The organism is Diaphorobacter limosus, from assembly GCF_033100095.1.
In the GTDB taxonomy this organism is placed as follows: domain Bacteria; phylum Pseudomonadota; class Gammaproteobacteria; order Burkholderiales; family Burkholderiaceae_C; genus Alicycliphilus; species Alicycliphilus limosus.
Genome location: NZ_CP136921.1, coordinates 1,528,464 through 1,544,965 on the forward strand (window position 1 = coordinate 1,528,464; position 16,502 = coordinate 1,544,965).

Sequence of the window (16,502 nt, forward strand, 5' to 3'; positions counted from 1 at the left end):
AACAAGGTTCCAGCGCTTATCCATCAAGCGCAAGCAGCTATCAATTAAGTAGTATCAATAGTCGTCACCCGAACCCATGGCCAGGTTTTCGAATCTTGTCTGGTTCTTCTGGAAGAACAGCTTCACCGTGCCCGTGGGGCCGTTACGCTGCTTGCCGATGATGACCTCGGCGATGTTCGGCTCCTTGCTGTCCTTGTTGTAGTAATCGTCGCGGTAGATGAACATGATGATGTCCGCGTCCTGCTCGATGGCGCCCGATTCGCGCAGGTCGCTCATCATCGGGCGCTTGTCGGTGCGCTGCTCCACGGATCGGTTCAACTGCGACAGCGCGATCACCGGGCATTGCAGCTCTTTCGCCAGCATCTTCAGGCCACGCGAGATCTCGCCCAGTTCGGTGGCGCGGTTGTCCGAGCTGCTGGAGCCGGAGCCGCTCATCAGCTGCAGGTAGTCCACCACGATCAGCCCCAGCTTGCCGCACTGGCGCGCCAGGCGGCGCGCGTTGGCGCGCAACTCGGACGGCGTCAGGCCCGGGGTCTCGTCGATGTGCAGAGACACCGTGCGCAAGCGCTCTATGGCCTCGGTCAGGCGCGGCCATTCCTCGTCGCTGAGCTTGCCGGTGCGCAAGTTGCCCTGGTTCACGCGGCCGATGGAGCCCACGATACGCACGGCCAGTTGGGCCGCGCCCATTTCCATGGAGAAGATGGCCACGGGCAGGCCCTCATTCAGCGCCACATGCTCGGCGATGTTCACGGCGAACGAGGTCTTGCCCATCGAGGGCCGCGCCGCCAGCACCACCAGGTCGCCGGCCTGCAGGCCGCTGGTCATGCGGTCCAGATCGACGAAGCCCGAGGGCACGCCGGTCACGTCCATGGGGTTGTCGGCCATCTCCTGCACGCGGTCCAGCAGGTCGATGACCAGGGTGTCGAGCGACTGGAAGCCCTGCTTCATGCGCGAGCCCTCTTCGCCGATGGCGAAGATCTTCTGCTCGGCCTCGTCCAGGATGCGCTCCACCGGCTTGCCCTGGGGGTTGAAGGCGTTGGTGGCGATATCGTCGCTGGCCGTGACCAACTTTCTCAGGATGGCGCGCTCGCGCACGATCTCGGCATAGCGGCGGATGTTGCTGGCGCTGGGCACGTACTGCGCCAGGCTGTTCAGGTAGGCCAGGCCGCCCGTCTCCTCGGCCTTGCCCAGGCTTTGCAGTTGCTCGTACACGGTGATCACGTCGGCAGGCTTGCTGGCGTTGACCAGGGCGCCTATGGCGGCGTAGATCTGCTGGTGCTCGTGGCGGTAGAAGTCGCCATCGACCAGCAGGTCGCCCACACGATCCCAGGCCATGTTGTCCAGCAACAGGCCGCCGAGCACGCTGGACTCGGCCTCTATCGAATGCGGCGGCACGCGCAGCTGGGCCACCTCGCGGTCGGGTGGCACGGCAAGGTAGCCATCGATGGGCAGGGGCAGAACGGCTGACATGGGACTATTGCTTTCGATACGGACAAACGTGAAATGCTAGCCGCCACGCGGGCGGACGTCATTGCACAACCCTGTGGATAAGGAGTGCACAGGCGGTGGGCCGCAGGTGCAAAACGCGGTCGTGCAAAAAGCAAAAGCCGCCCATGGGGCGGCTTTTGCGTGGCGCAACCGAAGTTGCGTGGCGATCAGGCGGTTTCGCCGTAGACCGACACCGTGACCTCGACGGCCACGTCGGTGTGCAGCGACACCGTGATGGTGTTGTCGCCCACCGTCTTGATGGGGCCATTGGGCAGGCGCACCTGCGACTTCACCAGGCCATAGCCTTGCTTGTTCAGCTCTTCGGCGATGTCCTGGTTGGTGACGGAGCCGAACAGGCGGCCATCGACACCCGCCTTTTGCGTCAGCTTGACCGAGGAGCCGGCCAGCTTTTCGCCTTGTGCCTGGGCGGCAGCCAGCTTCTCGGCGGCAGCCTTTTCCAGTTCGGCGCGGCGCGCTTCAAACTCGGCCTTGGCGGCGGTGGTGGCGCGGCGGGCGCGGCCCGTAGGGATCAGGAAGTTGCGGGCGTAGCCGTCCTTGACCTTGACGATTTCGCCCAGGTTGCCGAGGTTCACGACCTTGTCGAGCAGAATGATTTGCATGGTTCCGGCTCCTTAGATCTTGTGCTGGTCGCTGTAGGGCACCAGGGCCAGGAAGCGCGCGCGCTTGATGGCGGTGTTCAGCTGGCGCTGGTAAATGGCGCGCGTGCCGGTCAGGCGTGCGGGAATGATCTTGCCGTTTTCGGCGATGAAGTCACGCAGGGTGTCGACATCCTTGTAGTCGATTTCTTCGACGCCGGCGACGGTGAAGCGGCAGAAGCGCTTGCGCTTGAACAGCAGCGATTGGGTGTTGCGCTTAGGACGCTTGTCCTTGTTGAATTTCTTGAATGCGGCCATTTGAAGCCTCTTGGAAGTTAATTTTGTTGAATATCCTGGATGTGAAACACCAAACCCTTGCCGCCGCGTCCCATGGCCAGAAAGCCCTGGAATGTCCAGCTGCTTCCGAGTGCCTGTCGCGCCAGCCGCTCGGCCAGAGTGCCAAAGGCAATCGCCTTGACGCTGGCCTTGACCTGGCGCTCGCTACCTGCCTCGCGCTGCAATGACTCATGCTCGAGTCGCAGATCCAACGCTGGCAGACCGGCGGGCGTGTACCGCAGGGGCTGGGCCTCGGCGATACAGGCAGTCAGGGTGCAATGGTTGCTCACATCCTCCGGTGATCAGCGCTCGGTGGCGGCAAACTCGGCCTGGCTGGCCTTGCGTGCCTCTTCGCGCTCGACGGTCTTCATCATGGAAGACGGGCCGGTGTCGGCCTTCTTCTTTTGCACCGTCAGGTGGCGCAGCACGGCGTCGTTGAACTTGAAGGCATGCTCCAGCTCGGCCATCACGGCCTGGTCGGCTTCGATGTTCAGGCACAGGTAATGGGCCTTGGCCAGCTTGTTGATCAGGTAGGCCAGTTGGCGGCGACCCCAATCTTCCACGCGGTGCACCTGACCACCGCCGGCGGTGATCATGCCCTTGTAGCGCTCCAGCATGGCCGGAACCTGCTCGCTTTGATCCGGATGGATCAACAAAATGATTTCGTAGTGACGCATGCAAACTCCTTTTGGATGACACCACCCGCCGCGTCTTGTGTAGCGGTGTGGCAAGGCAAAGCCCGGCATTATAACCACTATCCCCAAGCCTGTACACTTGGCGCCTGCCAACCGGGGGGACACCACAGGCACCGAACGGGACGGGGCGTCTTGTCGCTTGAAGTCTGCCGAACCGCCCCCATGTAGCCGCGCATCAAGCTGCATTAATCAAAGCCAACCCTAGCCGACATGTCCGACATCCAGAATCCAGCCCCCGAAGAAATCGAAGCCGCACTGGCGGCCAATGCCGCCGACGAGCTGGCCCGCCTGCAGGGCGAGCTGGCCGAACTCAAGTCCAAGAGCGCCGAGCTGGCTGACCAGTTCCTGCGTGCCAAGGCCGAGGCCGAAAACGCCCGCCGCCGCGCCGAGGAAGAGGTCGCCAAGGCGCGCAAGTTCGGTATCGAAAGCTTTGCCGAAAGCCTGCTGCCCGTGTGCGACAGCCTGGACGCGGCCCTGGCCATCGAAAGCGCCACCGCCGAGCAGCTGCGCGAGGGCTCCGACGCCACGCTGCGCCAGCTGGTCGGTGCGCTGGAGCGCAACAAGGTGGTGGTGATCAACCCCGCCGGCGGCGACAAGTTCGACCCGCACCAGCACCAGGCCATCAGCATGGTGCCGGCCGAGCAGGAGGCCAACACCGTGGTGACCGTGCTGCAAAAGGGCTACCTGATTGCCGACCGCGTGCTGCGCCCGGCGCTGGTGACGGTGGCGGCGCCCAAGTGAGGTTGAGCGTTGAGCGCATGGCGGTATTGACGCCAGACGCAACACGCAACGCGCTCAACCCTTGAAAGCCAGACCAGCTATCCACACATAACCGTCATCCACATTTTTGAAAAAACCTTCGGAGAAAAACATGGGAAAAATCATCGGTATCGACCTGGGCACCACCAATAGCTGCGTGTCCATCATGGAAGGCAACACCACGCGCGTGATCGAGAACAGCGAAGGCGCGCGCACCACGCCCTCCATCATTGCCTACCAGGAAGACGGCGAGATCCTCGTCGGCGCCTCGGCCAAGCGCCAGGCAGTGACCAACCCCAAGAACACCATCTATGCCGTCAAGCGCCTGATCGGTCGCAAGTTCGACGAGAAGGAAGTGCAGAAGGACATCGACCTGATGCCCTTCACCATCACCAAGGCCGACAACGGCGACGCCTGGGTGGAAGTACGCGGCCAGAAGCTGGCGGCGCAGCAGATCAGCGCCGAAATCCTGCGCAAGATGAAGAAGACCGCCGAGGACTATCTTGGCGAGCCGGTGACCGAGGCCGTGATCACGGTGCCCGCCTACTTCAACGACAGCCAGCGCCAGGCCACCAAGGACGCCGGCCGCATCGCCGGCCTCGATGTCAAGCGCATCATCAACGAGCCCACCGCCGCGGCCCTGGCCTTTGGCCTGGACAAGCAGGACAAGGCCGACCGCAAGATCGCCGTGTATGACCTGGGCGGAGGCACCTTCGACGTGTCCATCATCGAGATCGCCGACGTGGACGGCGAGAAGCAGTTCGAGGTGCTGGCCACCAACGGCGACACCTTCCTGGGCGGCGAGGACTTCGACCAGCGCATCATCGACTACATCATCGGCGAGTTCAAAAAGGACCAGGCCGTGGATCTGTCCAAGGACGTGCTGGCCCTGCAGCGCCTGAAGGAAGCCGCCGAAAAGGCCAAGATCGAGCTGTCCAACAGCGCGCAGACCGACATCAACCTGCCCTACATCACGGCCGATGCCACCGGCCCCAAGCACCTGAACATCAAGCTCACGCGCGCCAAACTCGAATCGCTGGTCGATGACCTGATCGAGCGCACCATCGCGCCCTGCCGCACGGCCATCAAGGACGCCGGCATCAGCGTCTCCGACATCAACGACGTGATCCTGGTCGGCGGCATGACGCGCATGCCCAAGGTGCAGGACAAGGTCAAGGAGTTCTTCGGCAAGGAGCCGCGCAAGGACGTCAACCCCGACGAGGCCGTGGCCGTCGGCGCCGCCATCCAGGGCCAGGTTCTGAGCGGCGACCGCAAGGACGTGCTGCTGCTGGACGTCACCCCTCTGTCCCTGGGCATCGAGACCCTGGGCGGCGTGATGACCAAGATGATCACCAAGAACACCACCATCCCGACGAAGTTCGCCCAGACCTTCTCCACCGCCGAGGACAACCAGCCGGCCGTGACCATCAAGGTGTTCCAGGGCGAGCGCGAGATCGCCAACGCCAACAAGCTGCTGGGCGAATTCAACCTGGAAGGCATCCCGCCGTCCGCGCGCGGCACGCCGCAGATCGAGGTAAGCTTTGACATCGACGCCAACGGCATCCTGCATGTGGGCGCCAAGGACAAGGGCACGGGCAAGGAAAACAAGATCACCATCAAGGCCAACTCGGGCCTGTCCGAGGCCGAGATCCAGCAGATGGTGAAGGACGCCGAACTCAACGCCGCCGAGGATCACAAGAAGCTGGAACTGGTGCAGGCACGCAACCAGGGCGAGGCCGCGGTGCACACCGTGCACAAGAGCCTGGCCGAGCATGGCGACAAGCTCGACGCCGGCGAGAAGGAGAAGATCGAAGCCGCGGTGAAGGACCTGGAAGCCGCCTTGAAGGGTGAGGACAAGGCCGCCATCGAGGAAAAGACCACGGCCCTGATGACCGCCAGCCAGAAGCTCGGCGAGAAGATGTACGCCGACGCCCAGGCAGCCCAGGGCGCAGGTGCCGAAGCTGCTGGCGCGCAAGCCGCTGCAGGGGCGTCTGCCGGCGCGGCAGCGCAGGACGACAACGTGGTCGATGCCGAAGTGAAAGAAGTGAAGAAGTGATCATCCAGCGCTTGCGCTGAAACACACCGCCGCGCCGGCCTCCCCCACAAGGAGAGCCCGCGCGGCGTTCCTCTTCCAAGCAGGCGAATCCAACCATGTCGAAACGAGACTATTACGAAGTCCTGGGCGTTCCCAAGAACGCCAGCGAGGACGACATCAAGAAGGCCTATCGCAAGCTGGCGATGAAGCACCACCCGGATCGCAACCAGGGTGATGCGGCCAAGAATGCCGAGGAGAAATTCAAGGAGGCCAAAGAGGCCTACGAGATGCTCTCCGACGGGCAGAAGCGTGCCGCCTACGACCAGTACGGCCACGCCGGGGTTGACCCCAACATGCGCGGCGGCATGGGCGGCACCGAGGGCTTTGGCGGCTTTGCCGAAGCCTTTGGCGACATCTTTGGCGACATGTTCGGCGGTCAGCGCGGCGGGCGCGGCGGGCGCCAGGTGTATCGCGGCAACGACCTGTCCTACGCCATGGACGTCACGCTCGAAGAAGCCGCCCACGGCAAGGACGCGCAGATCCGCATCCCGAGCTGGGAGTCCTGCGACACCTGCCACGGCAGCGGCGCCAAACCCGGCACCAGCGCCAAGACCTGCGGCACCTGCCAGGGCAGCGGCGCGGTGCAGATGCGCCAGGGCTTTTTCAGCGTGCAGCAGACCTGCCCGCATTGCCGCGGCACCGGCAAGATCATTCCCGAGCCCTGCACCAGCTGCCACGGCCAGGGCAAGATCAAGAAGCAAAAGACGCTGGAGGTGAAGATCCCCGCCGGCATCGACGACGGCATGCGCATACGCTCGACCGGCAACGGCGAGCCCGGCACCAACGGCGGCCCACCGGGCGACCTGTACATCGAGATCCGCGTCAGAAAGCACGACATATTCGAGCGCGACGGCGACGACCTGCACTGCCAGGTGCCGGTGAGCTTCATCACCGCGGCCCTGGGCGGCGAGATCGAGGTGCCCACGCTGGCCGGCAAGGCCGCCATCGACATCCCCGAGGGCACGCAGGCCGGCAAGCAGTTCCGCCTGCGCGGCAAGGGCATCAAGGGCGTGCGCGCCAGCTACCCCGGCGACCTGTACTGCCACATCGTCGTCGAGACGCCGGTCAAGCTCACCGAGCACCAGCGCAAGCTGTTCAAGGAGCTGGACGAGTCGCTGAAAAAAGGCGGCGCCAAGCATTCGCCCAGCACCGATAGCTGGACCGACCGGCTGAAGAGCTTCTTCAGCTGAGCGCGCTCAAGCCGCTTCTTCGCAAAGGCCATGCCCCGCCCGGTATGGCCTTTGTCTTTTAGCGGATTCGCCACACCCCAACGGCCCAGCCCCCAGCTTCCATGAACCAGCAAACCCTCTCCGCCTTCCTCTGGTCCGTTGCCGACCTGCTGCGTGGCGACTACAAGCAGTCCGACTACGGCAAGGTCATCCTGCCCTTCACCGTGCTGCGCCGCCTGGACTGCGTGCTCGAATCCACCAAAGCCGCGGTGCTGGCCGAGCTGGCCGCCAAGCACCTGCTGTTCCCGGCACAACGCCAACGTGCAGCACCCTCTGTTCCCTGAGCTGGCGGCCATGACCCGCAAGGCGCATTCTCTATTCGTGAATAGCAAATGCCACCATGGAGCCCAAACCCCAAGACCTGCTGGTGCTGCTGGAGGTGACCGTCAGCGGGAAGATCAGCGCGCGCGGGCGGATTCTTGAAATTCATAGCTGCCAAGGCTTATCTGGCAGTCATTTCAAGCCAGTTTTTGCACCATTCGACCATACTCCAGATGATGGATATGCCAGCACCCGTGCTAGCATGAGCCATGCGCACCATCGTTCTGGACACCAACGTTTTTGTCTCCGCTTTGCGCTCGGGCGGCGGGGCGGCGCGCCAGGTGTTGCGTCGCATCCTGCAAGGGCAGGCTACGCCGCTGTTTGGCAATACGCTGTGGCAGGAGTACCAAGACCTGCTGGGGCGCGACGTCTGGACGAGCGCCACCACGCCCGAAGAGCGCTTGCAGGTGCTGGCCGCCCTGGCGCGTGCGGGCCGCTGGGTGCAGGTGTATTACGGCTGGCGCCCCAATCTGCGCGATGAGGGCGATAACCACCTGATCGAGCTGGCCGTGGCGGGCAATGCCCAGGCCGTGGTGACGCACAACGTGCGCGACCTGGCGCGGGGCGAGCTGGCCTGGCCGCGCTTGCGCATTTTGACCCCCGCCCAATTTTTGGAGGAGCAGCCATGAGCACCCTGACCATCCGCCTGCCCGACGACACCGCGCAGCGCCTGAAGAACCTGGCCCACACCCGGGGCCTGAGCATCAACAAGCTGATGGAAGAACTCAGCACCCAGGCCATTGCTGCCTTTGATGCGGAAACCCGCTTTCGCACCCTGGCCGCCAGTGGCGATGCCGCGCAGGCGCTGGCGATTCTGGATCGGCTGGACCAGCAAGACGCAGACTCCACCCACTGAACCACGGTTTGCCATGGCCCTGCACCAAGAAATCGCGTTTGAAACCGACATCTGCAACCATCTGGCGCAGCATGGCTGGCTCTACGGCGCACCCGGCGCCGAGGGCGACGCCAGCGGCTACGACACCGCCCGCGCCCTGTACCCCGCCGACCTGCTGACCTGGGTGCAGCAGACGCAGCCGCAGGCCTGGGAGGTGCTGGCCAAGAACCACGGCGCGGCGGCCCCCGCCATGCTGCTCGATCGCCTGCGCCGCGCGCTGGACGAGCGCGGCACGCTCGAAGTCCTGCGTGTGGGCATAGACCTGCTGGGGCTGAAAAGCCCTTTGAGGCTCGCGCAGTTCAAGCCCGCGCTGGCCATGAACCCGGATTTGCAGGCGCGCTACGGCGCCAACCGCCTGCGCGTGGTGCGCCAGTGGCCGCGTTCAAGACCTATTACGACACCGCCGAGCTGGCCGGGGTGACCGCCCCGCACCTGGTCTACGACCTGCGCGCCAAGCTCGACGCGGCGGGGCATTACGACGACTTCGAGGTCGAGCGCGTGGTACTGGCCGAGCTCAACCCCAGGGCCACGCAGGCCATGCTGGCCGCCGCCATCGAGCCCGTGGCCGACCGGCTGCTCAGGCGCTACCGTGCAGCGCAACAGGCACAGCAGGCGGATTCAGACGGCCCGGGCACGCAGGCCGCCAAGGACGAACAAGAGGCGCTGCAACTGTTCAAGCGCGACCTGGGCAGCTTTGTGCGCGTGTATGCCTTTCTGGGCCAGGTGTTCGACTACGGCAACACGGCTATCGAGAAGCGCGCCATCTTCTTCAAGCGCCTGCTGCCGCTCTTGGACTTTGGCCGCGAGCGGGAGGGGGTGGACCTCTCCAAGGTGGTGCTGACCCACCATCGGCTGAAAGACCAGGGCGCACGCAGCCTGGCGCTGCACGATATGGCCAGCGAGTACAAGCTGCAGCCCCTGACCGAAACAGGCGCCGGCGCGGTGCAGGACAAGCAAAAGCTGCTGCTGTCGGAGATCGTCGCCAAGGTCAACGACCTGTTCGACGGGGATCTCTCCGACGACGACCGGCTGGTGTATGTGAACCACGTCAAGGGCAAGTTGCTCGAATCGGACATCCTGGTGCAGCAGGCCAGCAACAACAGCAAGGCCCAGTTCGACAACTCGCCCGACCTGGATCGCGCGTTGATTGACGCCATCATCGACGGGTTCACCAAGTACACAACGATGAGCAAACAGTCGCTGGACAGCGAGCGCGTGCGCGCCGGGCTCAAGTCCATTTTGCTGGGGCCGGCGCAGCTATATGAGGCGCTGCGCGAGCGGGGCGGCAACGGCGCCATGCGGCGCACTGGTTAACCCGCCGCACCTGCCTCACACCCAGGCGCACTCGCAGGTGAAGTGGCGCAGGAACTTCGGCTGCTTGATGATCTTCACGCCGCGGATGTGATCGGCCTTTTGCCTGACCTCGGCAATCACCTCGGCCGCGTAGTCGAAATGGCTTTGCGTGTACATGCGGCGCGGGAAGGCCAGGCGCACCAGTTCCATGCTGTGGTAGGTCTCGCTGCCATCCTGCAGGCGCTTGCCGAACATGACCGAGCCTATCTCCACGCCGCGTATGCCGCCCTCCAGGTACAGCGCGTTGCACAGCGCCCAGGCCGGGTAGTGTTCAACCGACATATTCGGCAGCACGCTCTTGGCGTCGATGTAGACCGCGTGCCCGCCCGTGGGACGCACAAAGCCCACGCCCGCAGCGTCCAGCTTCTCGCCCAGGTACTCGGCCGTTCGCAGGCGATAGCGCAGGTAGTCCTCATCCAGCCCCTCCTCAAGGCCCACGGCCAGCGCCTCCAGGTCGCGCCCGGCCATGCCGCCGTAGGTGGGAAAGCCTTCCATCATGATCAGGTCGCTGCGCACCTCGTCCAGCCATTCGTCGGAGCGCAGCACGATGAAGCCGCCGATGTTGACCATGCCGTCCTTCTTGGCGCTCATGGTGGCGCCGTCGGCGTAGCTGAACATCTCTTGCGCGATGGCCTTGATGGAGGTGTTTTCGTAGCCCGGCTCGCGCATCTTGATGAACATGGCGTTCTCGGCGAAGCGGCACACGTCCATGATGAAGGGTTTGCCGTATTTTTTGAGCAGCTGCGCATAGGCGCGGATGTTGGCCATGGAAACCGGCTGACCGCCGCCGGTGTTGTTGGTCACGGTGAGCATGCCGAACGGGATGCGCTGGCCCTCCTTTTTCAAGACCTCCTCGGCGCGCGCCAGGTCGATGTTGCCCTTGAAGGGGGCGATGGTGGCCGGCTGCAGGCCCACGGCCTCGACCAGGTCCAGCGCCTCGACGCCCAGGTACTCCAGGTTGCCGCGCGTGGTGTCAAAGTGGCAGTTGTTGGGCACCAGGTCGCCCTGCTTGCACACCGCCGTGAACAACACCTTCTCGGCCGCGCGGCCCTGATGCGTGGGCACGAAATACTGCATGCCGGTGATGTCCTGGATCACCTTCTCCAGCCTAAAGAAGCTGCGCGCGCCGGCGTAGCTCTCGTCGCCCTCCATGATGGCGCCCCACTGGCGCGCCGACATGGCGCCGGTGCCCGAGTCGGTGAGCCAGTCGATGAGCACGTCCTCGGCGCGCAACTTGAAGACATTCAGCCTGGCCTCTTCAAGCAGGCGCGCACGCTCGGCGGCGGTAGTCATGCGTATGGGCTCTACGCTCTTGATGCGAAAGGGTTCGATCAGGGTCTTGGGCATGGTGGGCTATCCACGTATCTGTTGGGTGGGTGAAGGTAGCCCCGCGACAAAAACCATGGTGTCGGTCTTTTCCAACAGTTCACGAAAAAACCTGCTGCCCGCCCATGCCCGAGAGTTTTCCTCGGAAATACCCCCTGTCTTGACAAAAATCAGGCTGTGGTCTTTCGCATCGTCCTATGGTGTGCGGCCTCAGGAGCCAAGCCTCCCGACACAGATTGCATCGAGACCCACAGTGAACGCCATACTCAGTCCCTCCACCCCCATAGAGACCGGCACCAGCCCCGCCCGCACAGCCCCCGAGCTGGTCTGCCCCGCCGGCAGCCTGCCGGCCCTGAAAACTGCCGTTGACCACGGCGCCGACTGCGTCTACCTGGGCCTGCGCGACGCCACCAATGCGCGCAACTTTGCTGGCCTGAACTTTGACGAGGCCGCCATCCAGACCGGCATTGCCTACGCCCACCAGCGCGGCCGCAAGGTGCTGATGGCACTCAACACCTACCCACAGGCAAGCAACTCCACGCCCTGGCGCTCGGCCCTGGATCGCGCTAGCGCCTGGGGCATAGACGCGGTGATCCTGGCCGACCCGGGCCTGATGCGCTACGCCAACGAGCACCACCCCGACTTGCGCCTGCACCTGTCCGTGCAGGGCTCGGCCACGAATGCCGACGCCATCAACCTGTACCAGCAGCAGTTCAACATCCAGCGCGCCGTGCTGCCACGCGTGCTTTCGCTGGAGCAGGTCAAGCAGGTGACGCAGCGCACCGACGTGGAGATCGAGGTGTTTGGCTTTGGCAGCCTGTGCGTGATGGTGGAGGGGCGCTGCGCCCTGTCGTCCTACGCCACGGGCGAATCACCCAACACCCATGGCGTGTGCTCGCCCCCGAAGTCCGTGCGCTGGCAGGAGACGCCCAGAGGCCTGGAGTCGCGCCTGAACGGCGTGCTCATCGACCGCTACGCCCAGGGCGAGAACGCCGGCTACCCGACGCTGTGCAAGGGGCGCTTTGACGTGGAGGGCGAGAGCAACTACTACGCGCTGGAGGAACCCACCAGCCTGAACACGCTGGAGCTCTTGCCCCAGCTGGTGAAGATGGGCGTGCGCGCCTTCAAGATCGAGGGCCGCCAGAGGAGCCCCGCCTACGTGGCCCAGGTCACCAAGGTCTGGCGCGAGGCCATCGACCATTGCATGGCGCAGGGCCATTTGTACGCCCCCAAGACCGCCTGGATGGCCAGCCTGGACCAGGTGGCCGAGGGCCAGCAGCACACGCTGGGGGCTTATCACCGGCCATGGAAGTGACACCCTATTGCCTCGCCAACTCCCTCTCCCGCACGCGGGAGAGGGTTGGGGTGAGGGTGCCAGGCAAGACCACCGCCGCGCCTCGCCCCCTCACCCCTGCCCTCTCCCCCAGGGGGGAGAGGGAGAGAACAACCAAACCACCATGATGAAACTAGCCCTAGGCCCCCTTCAGTACTACTGGCACCGCGACACCGTCTTCGAGTTCTACCAACAAATGGCCGAGTCGCCGGTGGACATCGTCTACCTGGGCGAGGCCGTGTGCTCGCGCCGCCGCGAGCTGCGCCAAAGCGACTGGCTGGACATTGCCCGCATGCTGCGTGATGCCGGCAAGCAGGCCGTGATGTCCACCATGGTGCTGCTCGAATCCACCAGCGACGTGGCCGACATGCACAAGATCGTGCGCGATGAAGAATTCTTGATCGAGGCGAACGACATGGGCGCGGTGCACAAGCTGGCGGGCAAGCGCCCCTTCGTGGCCGGGCCGCAGCTCAACCTCTTCAATGCCGATTCCCTGGCCTGGATGGCCGGCCTGGGCGCCAGTCGCTGGGTGATGCCGCTGGAGATGAAGCACAGCGACCTGGCCGTGCTGCTGCAGACCCGGCCCGCAGGACTGGAGACCGAGGTCTTCGCCTACGGCCGCATGCCGCTGGCCTTCTCGGCACGCTGCTTCACGGCGCGGCACTACAACCTGCCCAAGGACGATTGCGGTTTTCGCTGCATCGAGCACCCCGACGGCCAGCTCTTGCAGACGCGCGAGAAGGAATCCTTTCTGGTCATCAACGGCATACAGACGCAGTCGGCCAAGGTGCACAACCTGGTGGGCGACATGCCCGCGCTGCGCGCCGCCGGCGTGGACATCCTGCGCATCTCGCCACAGTCGCAGCACACCGACAAGATCATTGCCGCGTTCGACGCCGCGCGCCGCGCCGCGCAGCCCAACCCGGCCGCGCTGCAAGCCATGCGCCCCTTCATGCCCGAGGCGTCCTGCAACGGCTACTGGCATGGCCGCCCGGGCCTGGACCTGATCGAACCCGCCCTGGCCTGAAAAACTGAGAGGCCCCCCATGACCACCACCCCGCCCGCCCCCTTCACCCTGCCCGCCCCCGTGGGCGCGCTGCTCTCGCGTCTGCCGGCCTACCCGGGCTCCATGCTGCTGGTCACGGCCATCAACTTCGCCCTGGCCAAACAGCTGCCGCAGGACGTGAAAGACATCCTGCGCGCCAAGCGTCTGGCGATTCGTGTGCGCGATGCACGCGTGGCGTTCGACTTCTCATGGAACGGCCAGCGCTTTGTGCCCTGCAAGCCGCAGGCCGAAACCGATCTGGCCATCAGCGCCAACGCCCAGGACTTCCTGCTGCTGGCGCAGCGCCGGCAAGACCCGGACACGCTGTTCTTCAACCGCCGCCTGGTGATGGAGGGCGACACCGAGCTCGGCCTGGTGGTCAAAAACGCGCTGGACGCGCTCGAGCTGCCCGTGCTCGACCCGCGCGAGTGGACGCCGCGCGCGGTGCTCGAGCGCAAGGCGCCGCAGCTGCTGCGCCAGCTGCCACCGCTGCCGCGCTTTCTGAGGGGACGGCCATGACCGACCCGGCCCCTGTGCCCCTGCCGCCGCTGGTCTATTCCTGCTCGGGCTGCTCCAGCGCGGCGCAGCTGGCCAACCATGTGGCGGTGCAAATGGACAGGCGCGGCCTGGCCGAGATGTCATGCATTGCCGGCGTCGGCGGCGACGTGCCCAAGCTGGTGCAGCTCGCCAAGAGCGGCCGCCCCGTCATCGCACTGGACGGCTGCCCGCTGGAATGCGTGCGCAATTCACTGGCGCGCCACAGCGTCACGCCGGCACGCCACTACCAGCTGCACAAGTACGGCGTGAAGAAGCGCAACCACCAGGACTTCGACCCGGCCCAGGCCGACGAGGTGCTGGCACATGTGCAGGCCGACCTGGCTGCAGCCCCGCTGGTGCCTGCGCATGGCTGAGGCACGCCGCATCATCGTCGGCATATCGGGCGCCAGCGGCGCCGTCTATGGCGTGGCCCTGCTGCAGGCGCTGCGCGCCATGCCGGACGTGCAGACGCACCTGGTCGTCTCCGATGCCGGCTGGCTCAACATCCAGCACGAGACCGCCCTGTCGCGCGAGCAGGTGCTGGCCCTGGCGCACCAGGCGCATGACAACGCCAGCATTGGCGCCAGCATTGCCAGCGGCTCCTTCGGCGCGCAGGCCATGGTGGTGGCGCCCTGCTCCATGCGCACGCTGGCGGCCATCGCCCATGGCCTGGCGGACAACCTGCTGACGCGCGCCGCCGACGTGATCCTGAAAGAGCGCCGCCGCCTGGTGCTGCTGGCGCGCGAGACCCCGCTGCACCTGGTGCACCTGCGCAACATGACCACGGTGACCGAGATGGGCGGCATCATCTGCCCGCCCGTGCCCGCCTTCTACCAGCGGCCGCAGACCGTCGAGGACATCGTGCAGCACAGCGTGGCACGGGCTCTGGACCTGCTGGGGCTGGAGCATGCACTGGCGCCGCGCTGGCAGGGCCTGCATGATCAGTCCTGAATTGATAGCTGCTTGCCCTTGATACATAAGCGCTGGAGCCCGTTTTGACGCAAATCCACTACCGCGACCTGCGCGACTTCATGGCCCAGCTGGAGGCCGCGGGCGAGCTGCGCCGCATTGCTGCCCCGGTCTCGCCACACCTGGAGATGACGGCCCTCAGCGACCGCGTGCTGCGCGCGGGCGGCCCGGCGCTGCTATTCGAAAACCCCACGGGCCACGCCATGCCGGTGCTGGCCAACCTGTTTGGCACGCCGGCGCGCGTGGCGCGGGCGCTGGGCGTGGCGGGGCTGCCTGAGATCCGCGCCTTTGGCGAGGTGCTGGCGTCCTTGAAAGAGCCCGAGCCGCCGCGCGGCATGAAGGATCTGTGGGGCCGGCGCGAGCTGGTCAAGACGCTGTGGAGCATGGCCCCGTCCACCGTGCGCCGCCCGCCCTGCCAGGAGGGGGTGATCGAGGGCGACGAGGTCGATCTGTCCCAGTTGCCGATACAGCACTGCTGGCCCGGCGACGTGGCGCCGCTGGTCACCTGGGGCCTGACGATCACGCGCGGGCCGCACAAGCGCCGGCAAAACCTGGGCATCTACCGCCAGCAGGTCATCGGCAAAAACCAGCTCATCATGCGCTGGCTCTCGCACCGCGGCGGCGCGCTCGACTTTGCCGAGCATTGCCGGCAACACCCTAGCCAACCCTACCCCGTGGCTGTGGCGATTGGCGCCGACCCGGCGACCATCCTGGGCGCCGTCACCCCCGTGCCCGACAGCCTGTCGGAATACCAGTTCGCCGGCCTGCTGCGCGGCGCGCGCACCGAGGTGGCCGACGCGCTGGGCGTGCCGCTCCAGGTGCCGGCCCAGGCCGAGATCGTCCTGGAAGGCCACATCCACCCCGATGCCAGTCACCAAAGCGGCTGGCAGCACGCACTCGAAGGCCCGTACGGCGACCACACCGGCTACTACAACGAATGCGCCGAGTTCCCGGTGTTCACCGTGGAGCGCATCACGCAGCGCCGCGACGCCATCTACCACAGCACCTACACCGGCAAGCCGCCGGACGAGCCGGCCATGCTGGGCCTGGCGCTCAACGAATTGTTCGTGCCGCTGTTGCAGCGCGCCTTTCCCGAGATCGTCGATTTCTACCTGCCGCCCGAGGCCTGCAGCTATCGCATGGCGGTGGTCAGCATCAAGAAGGCCTACGCCGGCCACGCGCGGCGCGTGATGATGGGCGTGTGGAGCCATCTGCGCCAGTTTCTGTACACCAAGTTCGTCGTCATCGTCGACGACGATATCGACGTGCGCGATTGGAAAGAAGTGATTTGGGCCATGACCACGCGCATGGACCCGGTGCGCGACACCATGCTGATAGCGAACACCCCCATCGACTACCTCGACTTTGCTTCCCCCGTCAGCGGCCTAGGGGGCAAGATGGGGCTGGACGCCACCAACAAATGGCCCGGCGAGACCCAGCGCGAATGGGGCCGCACCATGGCCATGGACGCAGCGGTCAAGGCGCGCATGGATGCACTGGCCGACGACCTGGGCCTGTAAAAGGA

Annotated in this window: 18 protein-coding genes and 2 pseudogenes; 14 read left to right on the forward strand and 6 right to left on the reverse strand. The window is 65.3% G+C overall.

Going from position 1 to position 16,502, the window contains the following annotated elements; genetic code table 11:
* Positions 1-54: 54 nt before the first annotated feature.
* The 5 genes from dnaB to rpsF form a co-directional block, all read right to left on the reverse strand.
* Entirely contained in the window at positions 55-1,470 is a 1,416-nt protein-coding gene (gene dnaB / locus P4826_RS07380; RefSeq protein WP_317703208.1) for a replicative DNA helicase, read from the reverse strand.
* 185 nt (positions 1,471-1,655) lie between these two features.
* A complete protein-coding gene (rplI, locus tag P4826_RS07385; protein ID WP_317703209.1) occupies positions 1,656-2,108 on the reverse strand; it encodes a 50S ribosomal protein L9 in 453 nt (150 codons plus the stop codon).
* 12 nt (positions 2,109-2,120) lie between these two features.
* On the reverse strand, positions 2,121-2,402 hold the full coding sequence (gene rpsR, locus P4826_RS07390; protein WP_162016807.1) for a 30S ribosomal protein S18: 282 nt from the start codon (positions 2,400-2,402) through the stop codon (positions 2,121-2,123).
* Between the two features lie 17 nt (positions 2,403-2,419).
* Positions 2,420-2,710, reverse strand: a complete 291-nt coding sequence (gene priB / locus P4826_RS07395) for a primosomal replication protein N (protein ID WP_317703210.1) — start codon at positions 2,708-2,710, stop codon at positions 2,420-2,422.
* A gap of 12 nt (positions 2,711-2,722) precedes the next feature.
* A complete protein-coding gene (rpsF, locus tag P4826_RS07400) occupies positions 2,723-3,097 on the reverse strand; it encodes a 30S ribosomal protein S6 (RefSeq protein ID WP_317703211.1) in 375 nt (124 codons plus the stop codon).
* A 228-nt stretch (positions 3,098-3,325) separates the two neighbouring features.
* On the opposite strand from rpsF, the gene grpE reads away from it, so the two are divergent.
* From grpE to P4826_RS07440, 8 genes and pseudogenes are all read left to right on the forward strand, one after another.
* Positions 3,326-3,856: a nucleotide exchange factor GrpE gene (gene grpE / locus P4826_RS07405; RefSeq protein WP_317703212.1), complete on the forward strand. Its 531-nt coding sequence runs from the start codon at positions 3,326-3,328 to the stop codon at positions 3,854-3,856.
* Between the two features lie 130 nt (positions 3,857-3,986).
* The gene (dnaK, locus tag P4826_RS07410; protein ID WP_317703213.1) at positions 3,987-5,930 is read left to right on the forward strand and encodes a molecular chaperone DnaK; all 1,944 of its coding nucleotides are present in this window, start codon (positions 3,987-3,989) and stop codon (positions 5,928-5,930) included.
* Between the two features lie 95 nt (positions 5,931-6,025).
* Complete coding sequence (gene dnaJ, locus P4826_RS07415) at positions 6,026-7,159, forward strand: molecular chaperone DnaJ (protein ID WP_317703214.1); 1,134 nt, start codon at positions 6,026-6,028, stop codon at positions 7,157-7,159.
* A gap of 101 nt (positions 7,160-7,260) precedes the next feature.
* Positions 7,261-7,431, forward strand: a pseudogene (locus P4826_RS07420) (type I restriction-modification system subunit M N-terminal domain-containing protein); the annotation flags it as partial.
* Between the two features lie 297 nt (positions 7,432-7,728).
* On the forward strand, positions 7,729-8,148 hold the full coding sequence (locus tag P4826_RS07425; RefSeq protein ID WP_317703215.1) for a putative toxin-antitoxin system toxin component, PIN family: 420 nt from the start codon (positions 7,729-7,731) through the stop codon (positions 8,146-8,148).
* Positions 8,145-8,375 carry a ribbon-helix-helix domain-containing protein gene (locus P4826_RS07430; RefSeq protein ID WP_317703216.1) on the forward strand — a complete coding sequence of 77 codons (231 nt, stop codon included), beginning with the start codon at positions 8,145-8,147 and terminating at the stop codon, positions 8,373-8,375. The genes P4826_RS07425 and P4826_RS07430 overlap by 4 nt, the downstream gene beginning before the upstream one ends.
* Before the next feature lie 13 nt (positions 8,376-8,388).
* Positions 8,389-8,835: a hypothetical protein gene (locus P4826_RS07435; protein ID WP_317703217.1), complete on the forward strand. Its 447-nt coding sequence runs from the start codon at positions 8,389-8,391 to the stop codon at positions 8,833-8,835.
* Positions 8,787-9,728, forward strand: a pseudogene (locus tag P4826_RS07440) (type I restriction endonuclease subunit R); the annotation flags it as partial. The gene P4826_RS07435 and the pseudogene P4826_RS07440, both read left to right, overlap by 49 nt.
* A 15-nt stretch (positions 9,729-9,743) precedes the next feature.
* On the opposite strand, the gene P4826_RS07445 reads toward P4826_RS07440, so the two are convergent.
* Complete coding sequence (locus tag P4826_RS07445) at positions 9,744-11,114, reverse strand: tryptophanase (protein WP_317703218.1); 1,371 nt, start codon at positions 11,112-11,114, stop codon at positions 9,744-9,746.
* A gap of 241 nt (positions 11,115-11,355) precedes the next feature.
* On the opposite strand from P4826_RS07445, the gene ubiU reads away from it, so the two are divergent.
* From ubiU to ubiD, 6 genes are all read left to right on the forward strand, one after another.
* The gene (gene ubiU / locus P4826_RS07450) at positions 11,356-12,408 is read left to right on the forward strand and encodes a ubiquinone anaerobic biosynthesis protein UbiU (protein ID WP_317703733.1); all 1,053 of its coding nucleotides are present in this window, start codon (positions 11,356-11,358) and stop codon (positions 12,406-12,408) included.
* Between the two features lie 145 nt (positions 12,409-12,553).
* Entirely contained in the window at positions 12,554-13,453 is a 900-nt protein-coding gene (locus P4826_RS07455; protein WP_317703734.1) for a U32 family peptidase, read from the forward strand.
* Between the two features lie 18 nt (positions 13,454-13,471).
* Positions 13,472-13,990 (forward strand): ubiquinone anaerobic biosynthesis accessory factor UbiT, encoded by a 519-nt coding sequence (ubiT, locus tag P4826_RS07460; protein WP_317703219.1) that lies wholly within the window; start codon positions 13,472-13,474, stop codon positions 13,988-13,990.
* Positions 13,987-14,382, forward strand: a complete 396-nt coding sequence (locus P4826_RS07465) for a putative zinc-binding protein (RefSeq protein WP_317703220.1) — start codon at positions 13,987-13,989, stop codon at positions 14,380-14,382. The genes ubiT and P4826_RS07465 overlap by 4 nt, the downstream gene beginning before the upstream one ends.
* Positions 14,375-14,959: a UbiX family flavin prenyltransferase gene (locus P4826_RS07470; protein WP_317703221.1), complete on the forward strand. Its 585-nt coding sequence runs from the start codon at positions 14,375-14,377 to the stop codon at positions 14,957-14,959. The genes P4826_RS07465 and P4826_RS07470 overlap by 8 nt, the downstream gene beginning before the upstream one ends.
* 53 nt (positions 14,960-15,012) lie before the next feature.
* Positions 15,013-16,497 carry a 4-hydroxy-3-polyprenylbenzoate decarboxylase gene (gene ubiD, locus P4826_RS07475; protein ID WP_317703735.1) on the forward strand — a complete coding sequence of 495 codons (1,485 nt, stop codon included), beginning with the start codon at positions 15,013-15,015 and terminating at the stop codon, positions 16,495-16,497.
* Positions 16,498-16,502: the final 5 nt, after the last annotated feature.